Raw genomic sequence first — 14,436 nt, 5'->3', positions numbered from 1 at the left:
CGGGTTTCGCTCGTTCGAGCGTCCCCGTGGTCGTAGCGAACGGCGTTCCGCGGACGACGCCGCCGGAACCGAGGGCGTTCTAGGGCGCGGCCCCCCGGGCCGTCAAGGCGGGAATTTCGTGGCGATCGGATTTCACGGACGGGCCGTCGCGGCGGCCGCGCGCCGGGTGCCGAGGCGCATCAGGACGGCGACGGGCACGAGGCCGACGAGGACGATGAGGAGGGCGGCCACCGTTCCGTCCTCGTAAGTGCCGCGCGCCGCCTCGCCGTAGAGGTGGGTCGCGAGGGTCTCGACGTTGAGGGGGCGCAGGAGCAGGGTCGCGGGCAATTCCTTGACGCAATCGACGAAGACGAGGACCGCGCCGCTCAGCACCGCCGGCCAGGCGAGGGGCCATTGCACCCGGGCCAGCGTCGCGGCGGGGCCGCGCCCGAGCATGCGCCCGGCATCGGGCAGGCTTTCCGGGATGCGACCGAGCCCGGCCTCGCAGGTTCCCGTGCTGACGGCGAGGAAGCGGATGAGGTAGGCGATGACGAGGGCGCCGCCGGTGCCGAGGCCGATGAGGGCGGGGGCGACGCCGAACAGGCGCGTCAGCCCCTCCGACAGGATCGTGTCGGCGAGCGCCAGGGGGCCGAGCAGGCCGATGGCCAGGATGGCGCCCGGCAGGGCGTAGCCGAGGCTCGTCACCCGCACCATGCCCCGGCCGAGGGGACCGGGCAGGAGGCGGGGGCCGGCGGCGACGAGGAAGCCGATGCCGGCGGCGAGGGCCGTGGCGAGGCCCGCATACAGCACCGTATGGCCGATCTCTGGCAGGATGGTCGCGGGCCAGCCCACGCGCGCGATCCGCTCGAGGGCCGCGCGAAACAGGTAGGTCGCGGGAATCAGGAAGCCGACGGCGACGGGCACGAGGCCGAGGGCCAGGGCGGCTCCGGCGCGCCAGCCGTGGAGGCGGCGGCGGGCGAGGTCGCGCGGGCGCTGGGCGGTGCCCGCAAAACCCCGGCCGCGCCGGGCCCAGCGCTCGAGTGCCACGAGGCCGAGGACGGCGACCAGCATCACCAGGGCGATCTGGGCCGCACCGGGCAGGTCGGAGCGGTTCACCCAGGTGGCGTAGACCTGGACCGTGAGGGTGCGAACCCCCAAAAATTCCGCCGCGCCGATGTCGTTGAGGGTCTCCATGAGGGCGAGGCTGGCGCCGAGGGCGATGGCCGGGCGCGCCAGGGGCAGGGCGACGCGCAGGAACACGGCGGAGGGCGCGCGCCCGAGCATCCGCCCGGCCTCGATGAGGTTGGCCGCCTGCATGAGGAACAGGGCCCGGGTCGGCAGGTAGACGTAGGGATAGAGTACGAACCCCAGCAGCAGGATGCAGCCCGGCAGGGAGCGCAGTTCCGGCAGCACGAAATCGCGGGGCCGGGCGTAGCCGAGCCACCCGCGCAGGGCGGTCTGCACCGGGCCGATGGGGTGCAGGAGGTCGAGATAGGCGTAGGCCACGATGTAGGTCGGCACCGCCATGGGCAGGAGGAGCGCCGCCTCGAGCCAGCGCCGGCCGGGGAAGGCGTAGGCCGAGACGAGCCAGGCCGCGCCGGTGCCGAGCACCACCACGACGAGCCCGACGCCGGCGAGGAGCAGGCCGGTCTCCGCCACGGCCCGGGGCAGGACATGGGCGAGGAGGTGCGGCCACAGGGCGCCGTCGCCCTGCGCCGCCGCGCGGACGAGGGACGCGACGGGGCTGAGGACCAGGGCCGCCAGCGCCAGGGCGGCCGCGGACCAGGCGAGGGTCCGGGGCCGCATCCGCGTCGCCCGCCCTCTTGGCCGGGGCGTCGCCAGATCCTCGGCGTCGAGCGCCTGCGCCGCGCCGGTCATGGTTGCCCGATCAATTGTCGAAGCCGACCTTGTCGAGGAGCAGGCTCGCCGCCTTGCGGTTGCGGGCGATCTCGGCCAGCGGCGTCGTGTCGACGGTCAGGGGGCCGAGCGCCGCCAGCAGGGGATCGACGGGGGCGCCGGCCTTGACCGGGTACTCGTAGTTGCCTTGCGCGTAGAGCCCCTGGGCCTCGTCGGAGACGAGGTATTCGAGGAGCTTGACCGCTTCGTCGCGGTTCGGGGCGGTCTTGGACACGACCGCGCCGGAGACGTTGACGTGGGTGCCGCCGCCGAGGAACGTCGGCATCAGCACGGCGATGCCGTCGCCCCAGGTCTTCTGCTCCGGGCCGCCCTTTCCTGAGCGCATCAGGCCGACATAGTAGGAATTGGCGAGACCGATCTTGCAGGTGTCGGCGAGGATGTCGCGGGCGACGTCGCGGTCGCCGCCGGCGGGCTTGCGGGCGAGGTTGGCCTTGACGCCCTTGAGCCAGGTCTCCGTCGCCTCGGCGCCATACCGGACGAGGTAGTGGGCGACGAGCGCGGTGTTGTAGGGGTGCTGGCCGGAGCGCAGGCACAGGCCGCCCTTCCAGCTCGGATCGGCGAGGGTCTCGTAGGTCAGGCCCTTCTGGTCCTTCAGGTCCTTCGCCGCATAGGCGACGCGGGCGCGCATGGAGAGGGCGAACCAGCGCCCGTCCGCGTCGCGCAGGGTGGCGGGGATCGCCGCCTCCAGAACGGGCGAGCGCACGGGTTGCGCCAGGTCGCGGTCCACGAGTTCGATGAGGTTGCCGATGTCGACGGTCATCAGCACGTCGGCCTTGCCGCGCGCGCCCTCCGCCGCCACGCGCTCGGCCAGGCCCTTCTCCACGAACACCGTATTGACGGCGGTGCCCGTGCGGGCCGTGTAGGCGTCCAGCAGCGGCTTGATCAGGCCGGGCTCGCGGGTGGTGTAGAGGTTGACCTCCGCCGCCTGCGCCGATCCGAGGGTGGCCCAGGCGACGACACCCGCCAGAGCGAACTGCTTGACCCCACCGACCATGATCCCGTCCTCCCGCTTGGTTGCGGAGGACGTTCAGACGCAGGGCCTGGGAAAAAGCAAGCGCGATGTCTTGGACTTGTAACAGTTAAAAACTGCAGCTGGTCTTCCGAATGTCCGTATTATCGCGCCGATGCAAGCAACGGGTTTTAATCCGTTCCATCGGTAAAAATAAACGTGTTCGCCTCGTCGCAGCGCAGACCCACGGCGTCGCCCGGCCCGCGTCCGTCCGCGCCGGGCACGGGCAGCAGCAGCGGCGCGTCGAACCCTTCGGCCTCCACGGACAGGATGACCGTCGCGCCGAGAAAGCGGCGGCCGACGATGCGGCCCGGCACGCCCTCGCCCACCGGCATCAGGTGGATCGACTCGGGACGCCAGCAGGCGACGGCGGCGGCACCCTCGGCGACGGTCGCGGCGTGGCGGGGGCCGAAGGGCGTCGCCACGTGGCCCGCCCGGCAGGGGCCGGCCACCTCGACGAGGTCGCCGAAGAAGCGCGCGGCGAAGCGTGAGGCGGGGCGACGGTAGAGGTCGTCCCCGGTGCCCGCCTGGACGATGCGCCCGACCCGCATCAGGGCGATGCGATCGGCGAAGCCCAGGGCCTCTTCCGGATCGTGGGTCACCAGGATCGTCGTGGTGCCGGTCTCGCGCAGGAGGCCGAGGGTGTCGGCGCGGACCCGGTCGCGGGTGCGTCGGTCGAGGTTCGAGAACGGCTCGTCGAGGAGCAGGATGCGCGGCCCCGGCGCCAGGGCGCGGGCCAAGGCCACCCGCTGGCTCTCGCCGCCCGACAGGGTGCCGGGGTAGCTCGCCGCGCGGTGGCCTAAGCCGACCTGCTCCAGCCGCGCCGTCGCGATGGCGCGGGCCGCCTGGCCGGGATGGGCGTGGAGGCCGAAGCGCACGTTCTCGGCGACGGTGAGGTGCGGGAACAGGGCGTAGTCCTGGAACATCAGCCCGACGCCGCGCCCCTCGGGCGGCACGCCGCCGACATCGTCGCCGTCGAGGTGGATCGTGCCCCGATCCGGCCGCTCCAGCCCGGCGATGGCGCGCAGGAGCGTGCTCTTGCCACAGCCGGAATCGCCGAGCAGGGCGACGATCTCGCCGGGACGGACGGCAAGATCGATCCCGTCCAGGGCCCGCACGGCCCCGAAGCGCATGCCGAGGTTTCGGAGTTCGAGACGGGGCGGGATGCCGCGGCCTGTGTCGGACTGGGTTATGGGCATTCTTCGGGCGTCCTCGCGTCGGGGCCGAGAAATCGCCCGTTCTGGACGAAGTGCAAGGCCTCGCGGATGACGCGTGTGTTCCACATCATCAGGCTGTGGCTGGTGTGCAGAGTCACGTGGGCGCTCATGCCGGCCACCCGCGTGCGTTGGACGCTCACCCGTCCGTCATTAGGGCGGGGCAGCATCAGCCAGGACTCGACGGGATAGAGCGTGCGATCCCCCGCGATGACGCCCAGGGGATAATCGACGGTCCCGAGGAGCGCCGCCAGGGACGCGTCCCGCCGCGTCGTCAGTTCTGCGCCGGCCGGGCCGAAGAAGCGCCGGTAGGCGGCCATGCCGTGGAGTCGGTCGGCGACCTCGCTTCCGCCATTGGGCGGGGCCAGCATCACCACGCGCCCGAGATTGTCCGGACGCTGGCGGGTCAGGAGCGCGCGGGCGACGAGGCCGCCCATGGAATGCGTGACGACGTGCACGTGGCTCACCCGAGCGGCGAAGGCGGCCATGGCCGGGGCGACGAGCGCCGCGAGGTCCGCGAGGGCGGCCGTGCGGGCCGGATAGTCGAGGTTGAGCGTCGCGTACCCCTGAGCCTGGAAGGCGCGTTCCATCCGGGCCAGGGACGCGGACCGGCGCGCGATGCCGTGCAGGAACAGCACGCCCTCCGGCGAGGCGGTCCCCGCGATCGTCCCTGGGTCTGGATGGCGCATCGGGGCTCACGGCACGGCGTCGGGCGGCGGATTCACTGCGTGATCGAGAGACGGAATGGTTCAGGCGTGCCCGTCGCGCAATCGGCGGATCATGCTTATATTCCGGGTATGTTCCAAAGCAGCCCGCGCCGATGCCCAGCGTCGCCGAGATCCTGATCCCGCTGGCGCTCGACAGCGCCTACAGCTACGCCGTGCCCGCCGGTCTCACCCTGGCGGTGGGCGACGTGGTGCAGATCCCCCTCGGGCCGCGGGAGACCGTCGGCGTGGTCTGGGGCGTGCGCGAGAGCCCGGCGGGCTCGAACCTGCGCCCCGTCACCGGTCGCCTCGACGTGCCGCCCCTTTCGGGGCCCTTGCGCGAACTCGTCGACTGGCTCGCCCGCTACACCCTGGCGCCCAAGGGGTCGGCCCTCGCCATGGCCCTGCGCCTGCCGGACGAGGCGGCCCAGGGCGAGACCGTGCGCATCGGCGTGCGCGCGTCCGGCAAGCCGCCCGCCCGCCCGACGCCGGCGCGGATGAAGGTGCTGGCGGTGGCCGCCGACGGCGCCATGCGGGGCAAGAGCGTGCTGGCCAAGGAAGCCGGCGTGTCCCTCAGCGTCGTCGACGGCCTCATCGACGACGGCGCCCTGGAGGCGACGGCCCTCGCCCCGGAGCCCGTCGCCCTGCCGCCCGACCCGGACCATGCCCGCGTGCCCCTGTCGGAGGCGCAGGCCGACGCGGTGCGCGATCTGATCGCGATGATGAACCCGGCTCCCCCGCCGACGGACCGGCTCGAGGCCTTTCTCCTGGAGGACGCCGGACAGGGCGACGTCGCCGCAATCGCAGCGCCGCCGTCCTTGCCGGAGCCCGAGCCCGCCCCGTTCCGGGCGCCCACGATCCTGCTCGAAGGCGTCACCGGCTCGGGCAAGACGGAGGTGTATTTCGAGGCCGTGGCCGATTGCGTCCGGCGCGGGCGCCAGGCCCTGATCCTGATGCCCGAGATCGCGCTGACGGCGCAGTTCCTCGACCGGTTCGCCGAGCGCTTCGGCGTGCGCCCGGCCACCTGGCATTCGGGCATCGGTGGAAAGCGCCGCGAGCGCATCCGCGCCGGGGTGGCGGCCGGCGAGGTCGCCGTGGTGGTCGGCGCCCGCTCGGCCCTGTTCCTGCCGTTCGCAAAACTCGGGATCGTCGTCGTCGACGAGGAGCACGAGGCCGCCTACAAGCAGGAGGACGGCGTGCACTACCACGCCCGCGACATGGCGGTGGTGCGCGGGCGCATCGAGAACTGCCCCGTGGTGCTGGCCTCGGCCACCCCCTCCATCGAGACCCGGGTCAACGCCGAGCGCGGGCGCTACCGCCACATCGTCCTGCCCGAGCGCTTCGGCGGCCGGCGCCTGCCCGACATCACCGCCCTCGACATGCGGTCCGACAAGCCCGAGCGCGGCAGCTTCATCGCCCCCGCCCTCATCGCCGCCGTGCGCGAGACCGTGGCGGCCGGCGACCAGGCGCTGCTGTTCCTCAACCGCCGGGGCTACGCCCCCCTGACCCTGTGCCGGGCCTGCGGCCACCGCTACCAGTGCCGCAACTGCTCGACCTGGCTGGTGGAGCACCGCTTCCGCAAGGCCCTCGTGTGCCACCAGTGCGGCTACGCCGAACGCCGTCCGGAATCCTGCTCGGAATGCGGCACCTTCGACAACCTCACCCCCTGCGGTCCCGGCGTCGAGCGCATCGCCGAGGAAGTCACGGCGCTGTTTCCCGACAAGCGCGTCATCGTCCTGTCGAGCGACTTTCCCGGCGGGGCCGAGCGCCTGCGCGCCGAGCTCCAGACCGTGGCCGAGGGCGGCTGCGACATCGTCATCGGCACGCAGCTCGTCGCCAAGGGCCACAACTTCCCGCACCTCACCCTGGTCGGCGTGCTCGACGCCGATATCGGCCTGACCTCGGGCGACCCGCGCGCGGCCGAGCGCACCTTCCAGCTGCTCCAGCAGGTCACCGGCCGGGCCGGGCGCGGCGAGAAGCCGGGGCGGGCCCTGGTCCAAACCTTCCAGCCCGAGCACCCGGTCATCGCCGCCCTGCTGTCGGGGGATGCGGCGCGGTTCTACGAGGAGGAGATCGCCGCCCGCGAGGCCGCCGGCCTGCCGCCGTTCGGGCGTCTCGCCGCCCTCATCGTCTCGGCGGGCGACCGTGCCGTGGCCGAAGCCCACGGGCAGGCCCTGGCGCGGGCGTCCGAGCCGCCCGACGGCGTGATGGTGCTGGGGCCGGCCGAGGCGCCCCTCGCCCTGGTGCGGGGCCGCTACCGCTTCCGCCTGCTGGTGAAGACCGAACGCTCCGTCGACCTGCAGAGTTACCTGCGCGACTGGATCGCCCGCGGCCCCAAGGTTCGCGGCAACGTGAAGGTCGCCATCGACGTGGACCCGCAGAGTTTCCTATAACGCGGCCTCGACGTTCGCTCGGGGTCGCGTTCGACCCCATCAGGAGTGCTGCACGTGCTGACCTATACGAAGAAGCCGGAATCGAACGTCGCCGAGATCGTGGTCGACGGGCAGATCACCGATGCGGACATGAACACCGTCATCACGGCCATGCAGGCCGACCTCGACAAGGGCGGCAAGATCAAGCTCCTCGAGGATGTCCGCGAGTTCAAGGGCATGGAGCCGGCGGCGTTCTTCAAGGACCCGCGTTTCGGCCTCGCCATGATGAAAGGCGTCAGCCACGTCGCCCTCGTCACCGACGCCTCCTGGCTTCGGATGATCGCCGATACCTTCGGCAAGGTCTCGCCGGCGACCATCAAGACCTTCGACCGCGCCCATATCGAAGAGGCGCGGAGCTGGCTGGCGACGGCCTAAAGTCTACTCCGCCTGGGCGGTGCGCGTCGTGTGGCGTCGCGCCGTCCAGCGGCCCGAGCACAGGGACGAGACCTTCCAGGTGCCGCCGCCGGAGGTGGCCTGGAGCCGGCCCGAGACCGCGCCCGTGGCGGTGCCGTTGGTGACGCTGAGGCCCACGGTGCCATCCGGCCCGACGCGCCCGCTCAGGCTGGCGTTCTGGCCCGAGACGAGGCGGACCTGCCCCTCCTGCACCGACACCGAGTAGCTGTAACGGCTGTCGCAGACCATGCCGGATTCGGTGACGAGATCCACCGACCACGCACCGTTGAAGTTGGCACCGTCGCGGGCCTGGCCGGGCAGCGGCGCGAGGGCGGAGACGGTTCCGAGGGTCAACAGCGCGGCGAGTCTGAACATGCATCATCCTTCGGCGAAATGCCCGACCACGCCCCCACGCGGACGGCGCGGCAGCATCCCAAGCAAACGATCGGTGAAGAGTGACCGCAGGATACTCGGGCAAGCGGCAGGATTGTGACGGGCGCTGCCATTCCAAGATGAGAGCCATGGCGGACGCCGCCTGAACCAGCGATGACTGGGGTGGATCGTACGCGTAACCTTGGCGGTGTCGACGTTGCGTGCGATGGGGCCGGTCGCCGTCCGGCCCGCCCGTGGCTCTCCGGTGTCCGGGCCGTGGCGCGGCTAGCGGTTGTAATACGCCTGCAGCGCGGCCCGGTCGTGGGTCAGCGGGATGGCCAGGAGCGCGAGCACGCGGGCCTTGTCGGGCGTCAGGTCGTCGGCGAACACCGCGCCGGCCTTGAGCAGGGTGTTGCCGCCGCCCTTGAAGCCGTAGACGGGCAGGGCCCGGCCGTTGTGGACCTTGGTCGCCACGACCACCGGCACGCCCTTGGCGATGGCGTACTGGATCGCGTCGTGCATGGCCGCGTTGACGTTGCCGAAGCCGTAGGCCTCCACCACGATGGCCTCGGCGCCGCCATCGGCGCTTTGGCGCACCTGGGTTCCGTCCGCGCCCGCATACATGGACACGAGGTCGATGCGCGGCATGCGCTCGGGGATCGGCAGGGTCTGGCGGCGCAGGGATTTTCGCGAAAACACCACCCGGTCCTCGTCGACGTAGCCGAGGGTGCCGGCGTCGCCGGAGTTGAAGGTCTCGACGTTGCTCGTATGGGTCTTGCGCACCTCGCGGGCCGCGTTGATGTGGTGGTTGAGGGTCACCGTGACGCCCATGTCGACGGCATCGGGCGACAGGATCTGGCGCACGGCGTTCAGGAGGTTGCGGCTTCCGTCCGCGTCGGCATCGGACGCGTTGCGCTGGGCTCCCACCATCACCACCGGCTTGGTGCTGCGCAGGGTGAGGTCGAGGAAATAGGCGGTCTGGTCGAGGGTGTCGGTGCCGTGCAGGACCACGGCGCCGGCGATGTCGGGCCGGGCGAGCAATTCGTCCACCTTGGCGGACAGGCCGGGCCAGAGCTCCGGGCCCATGTAGTCGCTCGGCACGTTGCTGAACTCGGTCACCTCGATCCGGGCGATGTCGCCGAGTTTCGGCACGGCGCCGACGAGGTCGGCCCCCGACAGGGCCGGCACCGGCGCCCCGGTGACGGCGTCGTTCTTCATGGCGATGGTGCCGCCGGTGGCGACGATGGCGACCAGGGGACGCTCGGCGGCGATGGCGGTCATGGCGGTGAGGGCCCATGCGAAGACGGCCAGGGCGGCGTGACGGAGGATGGCCTGTGTCGTCATGGCGCGCCCTGGCTTCGAGAAAGGGGGAGGGGACCGTCAGTCGGTGAGGGGGCGCGCCTCTTCGGGCAGCATGATCGGGATGCCGTCGCGGATCGGATAGGCGAGCTTGGCCGAGCGGCTGATCAGCTCCTGCCGGGCGACGTCGTAATCGAGGGTGTCCTTGGTCAGGGGGCAGACCAGGAGCTCGAGGAGCTTGGGGTCGACGCGGGTCGCCTCGACCGGGGTCTGGGTGTCATCGGCCATGGGCGCTCATCCTTGGAGGGAACGGATCACTGCAGGGTAGGCTCGGAGCCCGAGCCCCGCACCAACTCCATTTCGGTCACCGCAATCAAGACCTCGGCCCGTGTCTTGAGGTCGGGGGCCTCCAGCATCGCCTGCTTCTCGCGGGCGCCGAACGGGCTCATCATGCACAGGGCATTGACCAGGGCCTCGTTGGGCGCCTCGTCGATCCCGGCCCAGTCGACCTTGAGGTCGTTGACCTCGACGAAGTCCTTCAGAGCCTTGAGCACACCCTCGCGGTCCACGGCATCCTCGCCGGCCCGCGGCTCGAAATCCACCGCGAAGTCGTCGTAGGAGACCTGGCAGCGGCGGTAGCGCGAGGCCACCGCCATCTCGCTCTCGACCCGGAACCGGGCGACGCCCGTGAGCGAGATGAGATAGCGCCCGTCGCCGGTCTCGGCGAACTGGGTGATGCGCCCGGCGCAGCCGACCCGGAACAGTTTCGGGGTCATCGGCGACGAACCGCTGTCCACATCGGGCTGGATCATGCCGATGATCCGGTCCGTGCGCAGGGCATCGTCGATCATCGCGAGGTAGCGCGGCTCGAAGATGTTGAGGGGCATCTGACCGCGCGGCAGCAGCAGCGCGCCGGGCAGGGGGAAGACCGGGATCACCCCTGGGCAATCGGCCGGTCCCTTGTAGCCCGCATGCGTGCTCATCGCGTCGTCCCGTCGGTTCGATGCCTCACGCCGACACCCGATCTCACGTGGAGAACCGGCGTCACGCGAAAACCAGGGTCGAGAGCCGGCGCCGGCCCCGGATCGAGGCCTTGTCCATCAGGCCCCAGGCTTCGAAGAAGGTGAGGAGCTGCTTGCGCGCCGCGCCCTCGTTCCAGGTCCGGTCGCGCCGCTCGATCTCGATAAGCTGGTCCACGGCCTCGTCGCGCTTGTTGAGGCCGTTGAGGCCGAGCGCGAGGTCGAACCGGGCCTGGTGATCGCCGGGATCGGCCTCGATCCGCTTCTGGAATTCCCCGAGGTCGCCGAGTTCGGCGGCCTTCTCGGCCAGCTCCAGGGCGGCGCGCACGCCGGTCAGGGCCGGGTCACCCGCCTTGTCGGCCGGCGCCATGGCCAGGATTTCCTTGGCCTTGTCGATCTCGCCGAGATCGAGCTGGAGCTTCGCCAGGGCCGCGATGGCCGCGATGTTATCGGGCTCCTCGGTGAGGATCGCGGCGTAGAGCTGGGCGGCGCCCGCCGTGTCGCCGACCCCCAGCATCGCCTCGGCCTCGGCCAGCGCCTCCTCGATGGGGGAGGGGCCGGCCGGACCGGCGAGGCGCCCGATGAACTCCTTGATCTGGGACTCGGGCACGGCGCCCATGAACCCGTCCACGGGCTGGCCCTTGTCGAAGGCGATGACGGCGGGGATCGACTGGATGCCGAGCTGGCCGGCGATGGAGGGATGCTCGTCGATGTTCATCTTGACGAGCTTCACGGCGCCGGCCGAGGCCTGCACCACCTTCTCCAGCACGGGGGCGAGCTGCTTGCACGGGCCGCACCAGGGGGCCCAGAAATCCACCAGCACGGGCTGCTGCATGGATTCGGCGACCACGTCCTGGCGGAAGCTCGCCGTCGTCACATCCTTGATCGGTTCGCCCGCCTGGGGCGCGTCGTTCAGCATCGGGTCCTCGAAACGTCGTCAAGAGTCTTCGGAAGCAATCTCGGGTCGCGGCCGGGTCTGTCCGTCCGCGTGCCCGTCCGTCAAGAGATGGTCGCGCCCGGGCCTCGCGACCAGACCCGAAATTCGCTTCAGGGCGCCGGCGCGCCGGGGGGCGCCTTGGTGTCGGTCACGAAGGTGCCCGCATAGGTGCCCTTGGCGGCGTTGGCCTCGCAGGTGATGGCGGTCTTGCCCGGGGCCGGCGTGCTGAAGCGGCACGCGCCGACCGCCACCAGCGGGCCCTGGACCACGCCGTCCTTCGTCGTCTCGCTCGGAATCACGAGGTTGATGGGCTGGAGCGGGTCCGTCTCCTCCGTGCGCTCCTGCTGGGCGCCGTTGCCGCTGAAGCTGAGGGCCCGGCCCTCGGCCGAGAAATCGAAGCTCGTGCGGCTGCGCGAGACCGTGTTCATCAGCGTGGCCTTGCACGTACCGGTGACGTCCTGCCCGGCGATCACGAGCTTCTCGCAGCGGCCCTCGAGTTTGATCGCCGTCTGCGCCAGGGCGGGACCGGCGAGCAGGAGGGGCGCGAGGGCGAGGGCGAGGCGGAGGGTCGGGGCGTACATCATGAAGCAGATGTATGGTGGCGTCCCGATCTGTCGAGGGGGAGCCGCCGTCGCGGGACGAGGACCGCGCGGGACCGGGACCGCGCGGGACCGGGACCGGATCAGGCGGCGGGCGGAGGGCCGTCCTCCGGCGGCGCATCCTTGTGGACGGCGCGGATGTCGAACCCGTCGTCGGGCACGCGGGTGAGGAAGCGCTCGGCCATCTCGAACAGCAGCAGGTCGGGCCGCACGGATTCGATGTAGCCCCAGTCGAGGCTCGACGACCACACGAAGTGCACCTCGCGAAAGGTCTCAGCCAGGAGGCCCGTGAGCATGATCGGGGCGAAATGGGCGTAGGAATCGCCGAACAGCACCACCGTGCGCGGGTCGGCGCCGGGCGTGTCGTTGCGGTAGACCACGTGGGCGCCGACGTGGAGGTCGTGGGCGCGCCCGGCCGCCTCGTAGGCCTCCACGGCCGGGCTGGCGTAGTGGCGCCGGGCGTCGCGGTCGATGATGCCGTGGCTCGCCGTCTCCGTGGGCTGGCTCGGGAGCTTGTCGCCGAGGTCGCGCACCCGCGTCGTCTCGAAGCGGGGGCGCTCGACGAGATCGGCGGGGGGCACCGCGCCGCAGGCCCTGAGCAGGGTGCGGTAGGCGAAGAGGCAGCCGTCGTAGTTCCAGTGGGTGTCGGTGCGGTAGTAGAGCGGAACGGGGCCGTCGCGACCGGCCCGCATCGGCCCCAGGAGATCGACGAAGGCCGGGTTGTTGACGAGGCGCCGGGCGAGGCGCCGGGCCGGCGAGCGTTGGACGTCGAAGCCGAGCCCGTCTGTGCGGTCGTCGTAGACGGAGAGCTTTTCCGGCACGAGGGTGTGGAGGTAGCGGATGCCGAGGGACTGCGCCCGGGCGGCCCGTGCCTCGATGAGCTTGCTCCAGGCGCGCAGGCGCCACCAGCGCGCCGGGGTCGCGCGGTACTGCGCGAGCACGCCGTTGCTGCCCCCGATCAGGAAGAGCCAGCCGTCCCGGCCCACATGAACGATCTCCCGGTGTTTGCGCCGCATGCGCGGTCTCTAGACGGCGAACGGGTTCCTGAACAGACCGGGGCTGGACCCGTGAGCCCGACCGCGCCATCTGCACAGCCACATGACGAATTCCGGCGCCACGCCCGACCCCCTGATCCTGACCCTGCAGTTCGATGCGCCGACCTTCGCGCAGTTCGACGGCCTGCGCCGGCGGCACTTCCCCGCCGCCCTCAATCACATCCCGGCCCACGTCACCCTGTTCCACCACCTGCCCGGCCTCGACGAGGCGGGCATCGCCGAGACCGTGGCGGCCCTCGCCCGGGTCGAGGCTCCGCCGCAGGTCGCGGTGACGGGCCTGCGCTTCCTCGGGCGCGGGGTGGCGTATGGGCTGGAATCGCCCGCCCTCGCGACGTTCCGGGGCCGCCTCGCCCATGAATTCGCCGCCGTGCTGACCGCCCAGGACGGCCAGGGCTGGCGCCCGCATGTCACCGTTCAGAACAAGGTCGCGACCGGTGTGGCGCGCGCGCTCCTGGCCGAGCTGGAGGCGGATTTCACGCCCTTCCGGTTCACGGCGCCGGGCCTCGTCCTGTGGCGCTATCTCGGCGGGCCGTGGGAACGCCGGGCCGCCTTCGCGTTTGGAGAGAACCGGTGAACCGGGACAGGTGAGCCAGCTGAGGACACGCGCGCGATGAAATCCCTCCCGGCGTTCGGCCGCATCGACCCCCTGATCGGCCGCGCCAATGCCCTGCGGCTGGCCCTGCGCCTCAACGAGGTCGGCGCCGTCGTGGCCCTGCTGGCCGTCAGCCTCCTCGGCTACGGCTTCTTCGCCCTGGCGAGCGAGGTCGGCGAGGGCTCGACGGCGGCCCTCGACCGCAAGATCCTGCTGGCCCTGCGCAATCCGGCCGACCTCTCGGACCCCATCGGGCCGCGCTGGCTCGAGGAGACCATGCGGGACATCACCGGCCTGGGGAGCATCTTCACCATCGTGTTCGTGACGGTTGCGGCCGTGGCCTACCTCGCCATGACCGGACGCCGGCGGATCGCCGCCTTCGTGGTCGCCGCCATCGGCGGGGGCGAACTCGCCTCCACGGTGCTGAAGCTGTTCTACCACCGGCCGCGGCCGGACCTCGTGCCCCACGGCATGGAGGTGTTCACGGCGAGCTTCCCCAGCGGCCACGCGATGATGTCGGCCATCGCCTACCTCACCCTCGCGGCCCTCGTCGCCCGCGTCGACCGCCAGCGCGGCGTCAAGGTGCTGGTCATGCTCGTCGGCATCTCCATGACCCTGCTCGTCGGCTTCAGCCGGGTCTATCTCGGGGTGCACTGGCCGAGCGACGTGCTGGCGGGCTGGTGCGTCGGCGCGGCCTGGGCGGCCCTGTGCTGGTTCGTCGCCCTGCAGCTCCAGCGCCGGGGTGAGGTCGAGGCCCCGACGGCCGCCCCCGCGGCGCGCTGACCCTTCGGACGGGACGGGGGCGGACCGCGTCCGGTGTGGGCGCGACGATCGGCGTCGTGCGCGATTGGCGCGCCATACGGGCGGAGAACGCGCCTCTGCGCGGGCGCCTCGCCGCCGTCCGCCGGGACGGTT

The 14,436-nt window shown here is 71.6% G+C and carries 15 protein-coding genes; 4 read left to right on the top strand and 11 right to left on the bottom strand.

What is annotated here, in order from left to right:
• Positions 1–132: 132 nt before the first annotated feature.
• The 4 genes from ASF28_RS06915 to ASF28_RS06900 form a co-directional block, all read right to left on the bottom strand.
• Positions 133–1,785, bottom strand: a complete 1,653-nt coding sequence (locus ASF28_RS06915) for an ABC transporter permease (protein WP_056091351.1) — start codon at positions 1,783–1,785, stop codon at positions 133–135.
• Positions 1,786–1,867: 82 nt separating this feature from the next.
• Complete coding sequence (locus ASF28_RS06910; protein WP_056089408.1) at positions 1,868–2,890, bottom strand: extracellular solute-binding protein; 1,023 nt, start codon at positions 2,888–2,890, stop codon at positions 1,868–1,870.
• 146 nt (positions 2,891–3,036) lie between these two features.
• Positions 3,037–4,104, bottom strand: a complete 1,068-nt coding sequence (locus ASF28_RS06905) for an ABC transporter ATP-binding protein (protein WP_056089405.1) — start codon at positions 4,102–4,104, stop codon at positions 3,037–3,039.
• Entirely contained in the window at positions 4,095–4,808 is a 714-nt protein-coding gene (locus tag ASF28_RS06900; protein WP_244474912.1) for an alpha/beta hydrolase, read from the bottom strand. Before ASF28_RS06900 ends, ASF28_RS06905 begins: the two co-directional genes overlap by 10 nt.
• 131 nt (positions 4,809–4,939) lie before the next feature.
• On the opposite strand from ASF28_RS06900, the gene ASF28_RS06895 reads away from it, so the two are divergent.
• The gene (locus ASF28_RS06895; RefSeq protein ID WP_056089402.1) at positions 4,940–7,216 is read left to right on the top strand and encodes a primosomal protein N'; all 2,277 of its coding nucleotides are present in this window, start codon (positions 4,940–4,942) and stop codon (positions 7,214–7,216) included.
• Positions 7,217–7,270: 54 nt separating this feature from the next.
• Positions 7,271–7,630, top strand: coding sequence for an STAS/SEC14 domain-containing protein (locus tag ASF28_RS06890; RefSeq protein ID WP_056091346.1), 360 nt, complete (start codon positions 7,271–7,273; stop codon positions 7,628–7,630).
• Between the two features lie 3 nt (positions 7,631–7,633).
• Here ASF28_RS06890 and ASF28_RS06885 read toward each other — a convergent pair whose 3' ends face one another.
• The 7 genes from ASF28_RS06885 to ASF28_RS06855 all read right to left on the bottom strand — a co-directional run bounded on the left by ASF28_RS06885 (position 7,634) and on the right by ASF28_RS06855 (position 12,890).
• A complete protein-coding gene (locus ASF28_RS06885; RefSeq protein ID WP_056089399.1) occupies positions 7,634–8,023 on the bottom strand; it encodes a hypothetical protein in 390 nt (129 codons plus the stop codon).
• A gap of 282 nt (positions 8,024–8,305) precedes the next feature.
• A complete protein-coding gene (locus tag ASF28_RS06880; RefSeq protein ID WP_157085513.1) occupies positions 8,306–9,301 on the bottom strand; it encodes an asparaginase in 996 nt (331 codons plus the stop codon).
• 99 nt (positions 9,302–9,400) lie between these two features.
• Positions 9,401–9,607, bottom strand: a complete 207-nt coding sequence (locus ASF28_RS06875) for a Trm112 family protein (RefSeq protein ID WP_056089394.1) — start codon at positions 9,605–9,607, stop codon at positions 9,401–9,403.
• Positions 9,608–9,633: 26 nt separating this feature from the next.
• Entirely contained in the window at positions 9,634–10,302 is a 669-nt protein-coding gene (locus tag ASF28_RS06870; RefSeq protein ID WP_056089389.1) for an LON peptidase substrate-binding domain-containing protein, read from the bottom strand.
• 61 nt (positions 10,303–10,363) lie between these two features.
• Positions 10,364–11,257 (bottom strand): thioredoxin, encoded by an 894-nt coding sequence (gene trxA, locus ASF28_RS06865; RefSeq protein ID WP_056089387.1) that lies wholly within the window; start codon positions 11,255–11,257, stop codon positions 10,364–10,366.
• Between the two features lie 128 nt (positions 11,258–11,385).
• On the bottom strand, positions 11,386–11,856 hold the full coding sequence (locus ASF28_RS06860; protein ID WP_056091343.1) for a hypothetical protein: 471 nt from the start codon (positions 11,854–11,856) through the stop codon (positions 11,386–11,388).
• A gap of 101 nt (positions 11,857–11,957) precedes the next feature.
• Positions 11,958–12,890 (bottom strand): alginate O-acetyltransferase AlgX-related protein, encoded by a 933-nt coding sequence (locus ASF28_RS06855; RefSeq protein ID WP_056089383.1) that lies wholly within the window; start codon positions 12,888–12,890, stop codon positions 11,958–11,960.
• Between the two features lie 82 nt (positions 12,891–12,972).
• Between ASF28_RS06855 and ASF28_RS06850 the strand changes: the two genes are divergently transcribed.
• Positions 12,973–13,503 (top strand): 2'-5' RNA ligase family protein, encoded by a 531-nt coding sequence (locus tag ASF28_RS06850; RefSeq protein WP_056089381.1) that lies wholly within the window; start codon positions 12,973–12,975, stop codon positions 13,501–13,503.
• Between the two features lie 36 nt (positions 13,504–13,539).
• Positions 13,540–14,304 carry a phosphatase PAP2 family protein gene (locus tag ASF28_RS06845; RefSeq protein WP_056089378.1) on the top strand — a complete coding sequence of 255 codons (765 nt, stop codon included), beginning with the start codon at positions 13,540–13,542 and terminating at the stop codon, positions 14,302–14,304.
• The last annotated feature ends 132 nt before the right edge of the window (positions 14,305–14,436 follow it).

It is taken from the genome of Methylobacterium sp. Leaf99, from assembly GCF_001422375.1.
Lineage (GTDB): Bacteria > Pseudomonadota > Alphaproteobacteria > Rhizobiales > Beijerinckiaceae > Methylobacterium.
The sequence above is the reverse complement of the archived record's forward strand: the minus strand, read 5'-3'. Positions and strand labels throughout refer to the sequence as shown.